General features: G+C 72.5%; 6 protein-coding genes and 1 pseudogene. 5 read left to right on the top strand and 2 right to left on the bottom strand.

Annotation, left to right across the window (positions count from 1 at the left end):
• The 5 genes from sucB to G3I42_RS22305 all read left to right on the top strand — a co-directional run.
• On the top strand, positions 1–997 hold a 997-nt coding region (gene sucB, locus G3I42_RS22325; RefSeq protein WP_164288621.1), incomplete at its 5' end, for a 2-oxoglutarate dehydrogenase, E2 component, dihydrolipoamide succinyltransferase.
• A 174-nt stretch (positions 998–1,171) separates the two neighbouring features.
• Positions 1,172–1,795: a GntR family transcriptional regulator gene (locus G3I42_RS22320; RefSeq protein WP_164288619.1), complete on the top strand. Its 624-nt coding sequence runs from the start codon at positions 1,172–1,174 to the stop codon at positions 1,793–1,795.
• A gap of 469 nt (positions 1,796–2,264) precedes the next feature.
• Positions 2,265–4,961: a pyruvate dehydrogenase (acetyl-transferring), homodimeric type gene (gene aceE, locus G3I42_RS22315; protein WP_164288617.1), complete on the top strand. Its 2,697-nt coding sequence runs from the start codon at positions 2,265–2,267 to the stop codon at positions 4,959–4,961.
• Between the two features lie 163 nt (positions 4,962–5,124).
• Positions 5,125–5,910, top strand: a complete 786-nt coding sequence (locus G3I42_RS22310) for a VOC family protein (RefSeq protein ID WP_164288615.1) — start codon at positions 5,125–5,127, stop codon at positions 5,908–5,910.
• 145 nt (positions 5,911–6,055) lie between these two features.
• Complete coding sequence (locus G3I42_RS22305; protein WP_203607161.1) at positions 6,056–6,583, top strand: DUF4240 domain-containing protein; 528 nt, start codon at positions 6,056–6,058, stop codon at positions 6,581–6,583.
• A 4-nt stretch (positions 6,584–6,587) separates the two neighbouring features.
• Here the strand turns inward: G3I42_RS22305 and G3I42_RS22300 are convergent, their stop codons facing one another.
• Both G3I42_RS22300 and G3I42_RS22295 read right to left on the bottom strand, forming a co-directional pair.
• The gene (locus G3I42_RS22300; protein WP_164288611.1) at positions 6,588–7,817 is read right to left on the bottom strand and encodes a PP2C family protein-serine/threonine phosphatase; all 1,230 of its coding nucleotides are present in this window, start codon (positions 7,815–7,817) and stop codon (positions 6,588–6,590) included.
• A gap of 115 nt (positions 7,818–7,932) precedes the next feature.
• A pseudogene (locus G3I42_RS22295) lies at positions 7,933–8,120 on the bottom strand (GNAT family N-acetyltransferase); the annotation flags it as partial.

Here is an 8,120-nt window from a genome sequence, read left to right as displayed (position 1 = left end):
CCCGGCGCAGGCTCCGGCGCCCGCCGCGCAGGCTCCCGCGCCCGCCGCTTCGGCGAGCGACGAGGGTGCCTACGTGACCCCGCTCGTGCGCAAGCTCGCCCACGAGCAGGGCGTGGACCTCTCCGCGGTCAAGGGCTCCGGTGTCGGTGGCCGCATCCGCAAGCAGGACGTGCTCGCCGCCGCCGAGGCCGCCAAGGCCACGGCCCAGCAGGCACCGGCCGCCGCCGCGCCCGCCGCCCCGGCGGGCAAGCAGGCGCCGAAGCTGGAGGTCTCCCCGCTGCGCGGCCAGACCGTCAAGCTGACCCGCATGCGCAAGGTCATCGGCGACAACATGATGAAGGCCCTGCACTCGCAGGCGCAGCTCACCACGGTCGTCGAGGTCGACGTGACGCGGCTCATGAAGCTGCGCGCGCAGGCCAAGGACGCCTTCGCCGCGCGGGAGGGCGTCAAGCTCTCGCCGATGCCCTTCTACGTGAAGGCGGCGGCGCAGGCGCTCAAGGCCCACCCGGTCGTCAACGCCCGCCTCAACGAGGACGAGGGCACCGTCACGTACTTCGACTCGGAGAACATCGGCATCGCCGTGGACGCCGAGAAGGGCCTGATGACGCCGGTCATCAAGGGTGCGGGCGACCTGAACCTCGCCGGGATCGCGAAGAAGACCGCCGAGATCGCCGGCAAGGCGCGCGGTGGCGGCCTGACCCCCGACGACATGTCGGGCGCGACCTTCACGATCAGCAACACGGGTTCGCGCGGCGCGCTCTTCGACACCGTGATCGTCCCGCCGAACCAGGTGGCGATCCTCGGCATCGGCGCGACCGTCAAGCGTCCGGCCGTCATCGAGACCGCCGAGGGCACCGTCATCGGCGTCCGCGACATGACGTACCTGTCGCTCTCCTACGACCACCGCCTGGTGGACGGCGCCGACGCCGCCCGCTACCTCGGGACCGTCAAGGCGATCCTGGAGGCCGGGGAGTTCGAGGTCGAGCTGGGTCTGTGACCTTCCCGCCCGGACCGGTGCATACCGCAGCGGTCCGGGGAGCACGGAGGGTGGCACCTCGCCGCTTTCTGTAAGGTTCCTCACCCACGGCGCCCCCGTCCGGACCATGTCCGGGCGGGGGCGCCGCCGTATGGTTCGTATCGACACCCTGTCGAAGGAGTCGTAGGAGCCCCCATGACCGCGCCCGTCGTCCATTCGCTGCGTGACCAGATCCGCGAGCACATCGTGGAAGGGATCGTGAGCGGTCGCTGGAAGCCGGGCGAACGGATCGTGGAGCGGCGCATCGCCGTCGAGCTGGAGGTCTCGCAGACGCCGGTACGGGAGGCGCTGCGCGAGCTGGAGAGCCTGCGGCTCATCGAGTCGGCGCCGAACAAGGGGGTCCGGGTCCGCAACATCACGGCGGCCGACCTGGAGGAGTCCTATCCGGTACGGGCCGGGCTCGAACAGATCGCGGCGGAACTGGCCGCCGAACGGCTCGCCACCGACTGCTCGGCCCTGGAGCCGCACGTGACGGCTTTGTACGAGGCCGACAACGCCTCGGACGGCACGGGCCAGGTGAGGCACACGGTCGCCTTCCATCGCGCGCTGGTCGGCGCGGCGGGGAACGCGGTGCTGCTGCACACGTGGGAGGGGCTGGGCATCGAGGTCTTCACGGCGCTGTCGATCCGCTGGCTGGGGACCCGTCAGCAGTCGTACGCGGAGGAGCACGAGCAGCTGGTCCGGGCCTTCAGGGCGCGGGACCCGCACATTGGGCCGCTGGTGAAGGCGCATGTGCTGGGGTGCGCGCCGCGGGCGTGAGTGTGGGGCGGGCCCGAACAGCCCCCGCCCGAACAGCCCCCGCCCGAACAGCCCCCTCCCGCCCGGGGGGCTCCCCGTATACAAGTCTTCCGCAAATCGCCCCCACCCCCCGACCACCCACCGAAATCTGTGGACAACCAGGCGAAACCCACCACGCCGCTCACCCGATCCGGTGAGCGGTTTCCACGCAACCCCCGAGTTATCCACAGGCCGACCCGCCGCCCCCACCTGAGCACCGCCCCCACCACCCGAGCGCCGAGTCCGGCAAAACACCCCAGGTCAAGCGACACTCCGTGCCGATTCGACGGGCACTGGATGCCAATTTCCCGTTCCGGGCAAGTTTTTCCCCCTGAGCCTTTGATCGATCATCGATCAGCGGCTTACAGTCGACAACGGACTCCACCGAGTCCCGCGCCCTGTCCTGCCTCCACAGGGCTTAACACCCCCCTTCGACACGGAAGGCGGCGACATGACCGACCCCACCCGCATCCAGCCCAGCGAGCTCGACCAGCTCCCGGACCGCGACCCCGAGGAGACCGCCGAATGGCAGGCGTCCCTGGACGCCGTGACCGAGGCGGCCGGGCCGCACCGCGCCGCGTACCTGATGCGCCGCACGCTGGAACGCGCAGAGGGCAACGGTCTCGCGCTGCCCAAGCTCCTTGAGACCGACTACCTCAACACCATCCCCACCGCCGCCGAGCCCGAGATCGACGGCGACCCGGAGATGGAGGCCCGCGTCACCGCGTGGAACCGCTGGAACGCGGCGGCCATGGTGACGCGCGGCTCGAAGCACGGCGTCGGCGGTCACATCGCCACCTTCGCCTCGGCTGCCTGGCTCTACGAGACCGGCTTCAACCACTTCTTCCACGGCAAGGAGCGCGACGGCTCCGGCGACCAGGTCTACGTCCAGGGTCACGCCTCGCCCGGCATCTACGCCCGCGCCTTCCTCGACGGCCGCCTCACCGAGGACCACCTCGACCACTTCCGGCAGGAAGCCGGCGGCAAGGGCCTGCCGTCCTACCCGCACCCGCGCCGCCTACCCTGGCTGTGGGAGTTCCCCACGGTCTCCATGGGCCTCGGCCCGCTCTCCGCGATCTACCAGGCGCGCTTCAACCGCTACCTGACCAGCCGCGGACTCAAGGACCTCTCGAACGCCCACGTGTGGGCCTTCCTCGGCGACGGCGAGATGGACGAGCCCGAGTCGACGACCGCCCTCACGCTCGCGGCCCGCGAGGGTCTCGACAACCTGACGTTCGTCATCAACTGCAACCTCCAGCGCCTCGACGGCCCGGTCCGCGCGAACTTCAAGATCGTGCAGGAGCTGGAGGCCGAGTTCCGCGGCGCCGGCTGGAACGTCGTCAAGACGCTGTGGGGCTCCGCCTGGGACGAGCTCTTCCAGCTCGACACCACGGGCGCGCTCGTACGCCGCCTGCGCGAGGTACCGGACGCGCAGTTCCAGACGTACCAGACGCGCGACGTCGCCTACATCCGCGAGCACTTCTTCGGCGCCGAGCCGGCCCTCGCCGAACTGGGCAAGCTGCTCAGCGACGACAAGATCCTGGAGTGCTTCAAGACCTCCCGCGGCGGCCACGAGCCCCGCAAGGTCTACGCCGCCTACCGCGCCGCGCTCTCCCACAAGGGTCAGCCGACCGTCATCCTCGCGCAGACCGTCAAGGGCTACACGCTCGGCAAGGGCTTCGAGTCCAAGAACGCCAACCACCAGATGAAGAAGCTCACGGTGGACGAGTTCAAGGACATGCGGGACCTGCTCGGCCTGCCGATCCCGGACTCCGCCTTCGTCGACGGCCAGGTGCCCTACGGCCACCCCGGCGCCGACTCGCCCGAGGTCCGCTACCTGCACGAGCGCCGCGCGGCCCTCGGCGGTCTCGCCCCGGCCCGCCGCACCCAGCCGCTCGCGCCGCTGCCCGCCCCCGCCGACAAGGCGTTCGCCGCCTTCGACAAGGGCTCCGGCACGCAGCCGGTCGCGACCACGATGGCCCTCGTGCGGCTCCTGAAGGACCTCATCCGCGACAAGGAGACCGGCAAGCGCTGGGTCCCGATCGTCCCCGACGAGGCCCGCACCTTCGGTATGGAGTCGCTCTTCCCGTCCCTCGGGATCTACTCCCCCAAGGGCCAGACGTACGAGCCGGTCGACCGCGACCAGCTCATGTACTACCGCGAGGCGCAGAACGGCCAGATCCTCAACGAGGGCATCACCGAGGCCGGTTCGATGGCGGACTTCATCGCCGCCGCCACGTCGTACGCGACGCACGGCGAGCAGATGATCCCGCTCTACATCTTCTACTCGATGTTCGGCTGGCAGCGCACGGGCGACCAGATGTGGCAGCTCGGCGACCAGCTCGGCCGCGGCTTCCTCGTCGGCGCCACGGCCGGTCGCACGACCCTGACGGGCGAGGGCCTCCAGCACGCGGACGGCCACTCCCCGGCCATCGCGGCGACGAACCCGGCGGCGCTCACGTACGACCCCGCCTTCGCCTACGAGATCGCGGCGATCGTCAAGGACGGTCTGCGCCGGATGTACGGCGAGGCGCGCCCCGACGAGGACCCGAACGTCTTCTACTACCTGACCGTCTACAACGAGCCGATGCCCCAGCCGGCGAAGCCCGAGGGCGTCGACGAGGGCATTCTCAAGGGCCTCTACCGCTTCAACACGGCCGAGACCGCCGGGATCAGCCTCGGTGAGAAGGCCCCCCGGGCCCAGCTTCTCGCCTCGGGCACCGCGATCCACTGGGCGCTCAAGGCGCAGCGGCTGCTCGCCGAGGAGTGGGGCGTCGCCTCCGACGTGTGGTCGGCGACCTCGTGGAGCGAGCTGCGCCGGGACGCCATGGAGGCGGACGAGGCGCTGCTGCGCGGCGAGGAGCGCGTCCCGTACGTGACGCGCGCCCTCTCCGGTGCGCCGGGCCCGGTCGTCGCGGTGAGCGACTACATGCGCCAGGTCCCGGACCAGATCGCGCAGTGGGTCGAGCAGGACTGGACCTCGCTCGGCGCGGACGGCTTCGGCATCTCCGACACGCGTGACGCGGCCCGCCGCTACTTCGGCGTCGACGCCGAGTCCGTCGTCGTCGCGACGCTCGCCCAGCTCGCCCGCCGCGGCCTGGTCAAGCCGGCCGCCGTCAAGGAGGCCCGCGAGCGCTACGGCCTCTGAGCCCGCGGTACGGGGCGGGGCGCGGCCTTCGGGTCGCGCCCCGCCCCGTACCCATGTCCGCCCTTTTGCCCGCTTTCTCCGGTCGTGCGTGAATGGACTCGTCCCCGGGCGCCCGCGCACCCCGCCGCCGCCCGTGTCACCGACCGGAGCGGGAGCACGGTCCATGAAGATCGCCAACGTGCCGTCGGCCCCCTGCTGGGCCGACCTGACGACCCCCGACACGAGCGCCGCGCGCCGCTTCTACCGGTCCGTCCTCGGCTGGGAGGGCAGCGAGCTGCCGGGCCGGGACGCCGGGGGTTACGGGCTCTTCGCGCTCGACGACGGCCGTGCCGTGGGCGGTTTCGCGCCGACCGCGCGACCCGACCGCCCGGCCGCCTGGCTGCCGTACTTCCAGGCGGAGGGCGTGGACGCGGTGACCGCGCGCGTCCAGGGCGCGGGCGGCACGGTCACGGCGGGGCCCTCGGACATGCTCGACCAGGGCAGGTACGCGGTGTGCGCGGACCCGGCGGGCGCGGTCTTCGCCCTGTGGCAGCGCCGGGCGCATCCCGGTTTCGGCGTCGTCAACGCGGTCGGCGGCTTCTGCTGGTTCGAGCTGGCGAGCCGCGATCCCGCCGTGCCGACCGACTTCTACGCCACCGTGCTCGGCTGGGCGACGACGAGCCCGGACGAGAACGGCTACCGCATGTGGACCGTCGACGACGAGCCCTTCGGCGGGCTGCTGCGCATGAACGACTCCTTCCCGCCGCACGTGCCCCCGCACTGGATGGTGTACGTGGCGACGGCGGACTGCGACGCGACGGCCGCGCGCTGCGCCAAGGCGGGCGGAAGCGTGCTCGTCCCGCCCCGCACGATCGCCTCGGGCCGCTTCACCGTGCTGAGCGACCCGCAGGGCGCCGTCTTCGGGGCGCTCGCGCTGAACGCGCGGAGCGGCCTGGCGGAGCTGGCCTGAGCGGGGTGCCGTCGCCCGCGGCGTGACACCAGCGGCTCTCTCCCCCTTTTTTCCGCCGTCACAACCCTCGCGTACGTGACAGAACGCACGTTCCCGCCCGGTCCGGCGTGCGCCGGGCGCGGTGAGGGCGGATGCTGTGCTGGTGATGGACGAGACGCAGTTCTGGGAGCTCATCGACTCCGCGCGCGAGGCGGCGGACGGCGATCCGGAGGAGCAGGCCGAGGGGGTCGTCGAGCGGCTGCTCCAGCTCGACCCCGAGTCGGTCGTCGACTTCGCCCGTCATTTCGCCGTGCGCTTCCGCCGGGCCTGGACGTGGGAGCTGTGGGGGGCGGCGGGCGTGCTGCTCGCGGCGCCCGAGGGGGCCGACGAGGAGAGCTTCGACTACTTCCGCTGCTGGCTCATCGCGCAGGGCCGCTCCGTCTTCGAGGGCGGCCTCGCGGACGCCGACTCGCTCGCCGAGCTGCTCCCCGACTTCGACGAGGAGATCGACGGGGACGCGGGCGAGCTGGGCGAGGCGGCCGAGGACGCCTACGAGCAGCTCACCGGCGCCCCGCTGCCCGCGCTCGGCCTGCCGCCCGAGCCCGAGGTCCCCGAGGGCACGCCGTTCCCGCTCGACGACGAGGACGAGCTGTCGGCCCGGTACCCGCGGCTGTGGGAGCGGTACGGGGGGTGAGACCTCAGCCCGTGCCGCCCTCCGGTCCCACCACCGGGTCAGGCAGGTCCGGGGGGTCGGGGGCGAAGACGAGCATCGCGACGTCGTCCGTGATGTCGCCGCGCGCGTACGCGCGCAGGTCGTCCCAGAGGGTGTCGGTGAAGGCGATCGGGTCGTCCGTGCGCAGCCGGGCCGCGCGCTCGGTGAGCGGGTAGAAGGTGCCGGTGCGGTCGCGGGTCTCGGTGACGCCGTCGGTGTAGGCGAAGAGCCACTCCCCCGAACGCAGCGGCACCGTGAGGGTGCGGTAGCCGTCCGAGGGCACGCCGAGGCCGAGCGGGGGGCCCGCGATGACGGGGAGTTCGCGGGCCCCGCCGGCGTGGATGAGCAGCGGCGGCGGGTGTCCGCAGGAAACGATCCGTACCTCGGTGGAGTCCGGCGGGAATTCGAGGAGGACGGCGGTCGCGAACAGCTCCGAGACGGTCTCCTGAAGGCCCTCCAGGCGCCCGGCGGCGAGGACGGCTTCGGCGTCGACGCTGAGTCTGCGGTCGAGCTGTCCGGCCACGCCGGTGAGGCGTTCCTGGTCGAGCACGGCCTCGCGGAAGGCGCCGAGCAGCGCGGCGACCGTGCCGACGGCCTGGAGCCCGTGGCCCTGGACGTCGCCGACGAGCGCGCGCACCCCGTACGGGCCCTGGCGGACGTCGAAGAGGTCCCCGCCGACGAGCGTGCCGTGCTGGGCCGCGCGGTAGAGGCCCGCGCAGCGCACGGGGCCGACGCGGGGCGGCAGCGGGGGCAGGACGGCGAACTGGGCGGCCTGCGCGACCGTGCGGACGGTGACGAGTTGTTCGTCCCTGCGGCGCCGCGCCCAGGCGATGACGACGCTGAGCACGGCGACGAAGGCCACGGTGATGAGGTCGGAGTCGCCGGCGCGGCCGAGCCGGATCGCGGGCACCCACAGCAGGACGAGCACGATGCCGCCGAAGACGGCGGTGCCGAAGGCCTTGTAGGTGAGCGCGGCGAGCGGCGGGATCGCGCCGATGAGGAAGCCGAGTTCGAACCTGTTCCCCACGATCCCCTGGATCAGGCCGAGCGCGAAGAGCAGGTAGACGGGGAGCCACCGCAGCCACCTGGACGGGCGTGCCACGCGCAGCGGGTCGTCGGTGCGGTCCTGGCGGCGCAGCACGGCGCGCGCCGCGACCGCGACCCGCCAGGGCCGGTTCTCGCCGCGGCTCGTCTTGACGGGCTCCGGCCCCTGCATCGGGTGTGCTCCCTCCGGGCCCGCTGTCGATCCGGACCGCTCGCCCCGTGTTCGTACGGCGCGGGTCCCACCCTCGTACGGTGCCGCCCGCGCCGCACGCCGGGTGGGCCCGGCGTCACTCCTCGGGGTGTACCGCGCGGCCCATGAGGACATCGTCGACGTACACGCCGTCGAGGTACATCTCCTCCGGCAGGACGCCTTCGACGGCGAAGCCCTCGCTCTCGTAGAGGCGCCGGGCGGGGGTGTTGTGGCCGAGCACGCGCAGCGTGAGGCGGCGGGCGCCCTCGGCGCGGCAGCGGGCGA

It is taken from the genome of Streptomyces sp. SID11385 (assembly GCF_010548245.1).
GTDB lineage: Bacteria > Actinomycetota > Actinomycetes > Streptomycetales > Streptomycetaceae > Streptomyces.
This window is presented reverse-complemented; position numbering and strand designations above follow the sequence as displayed.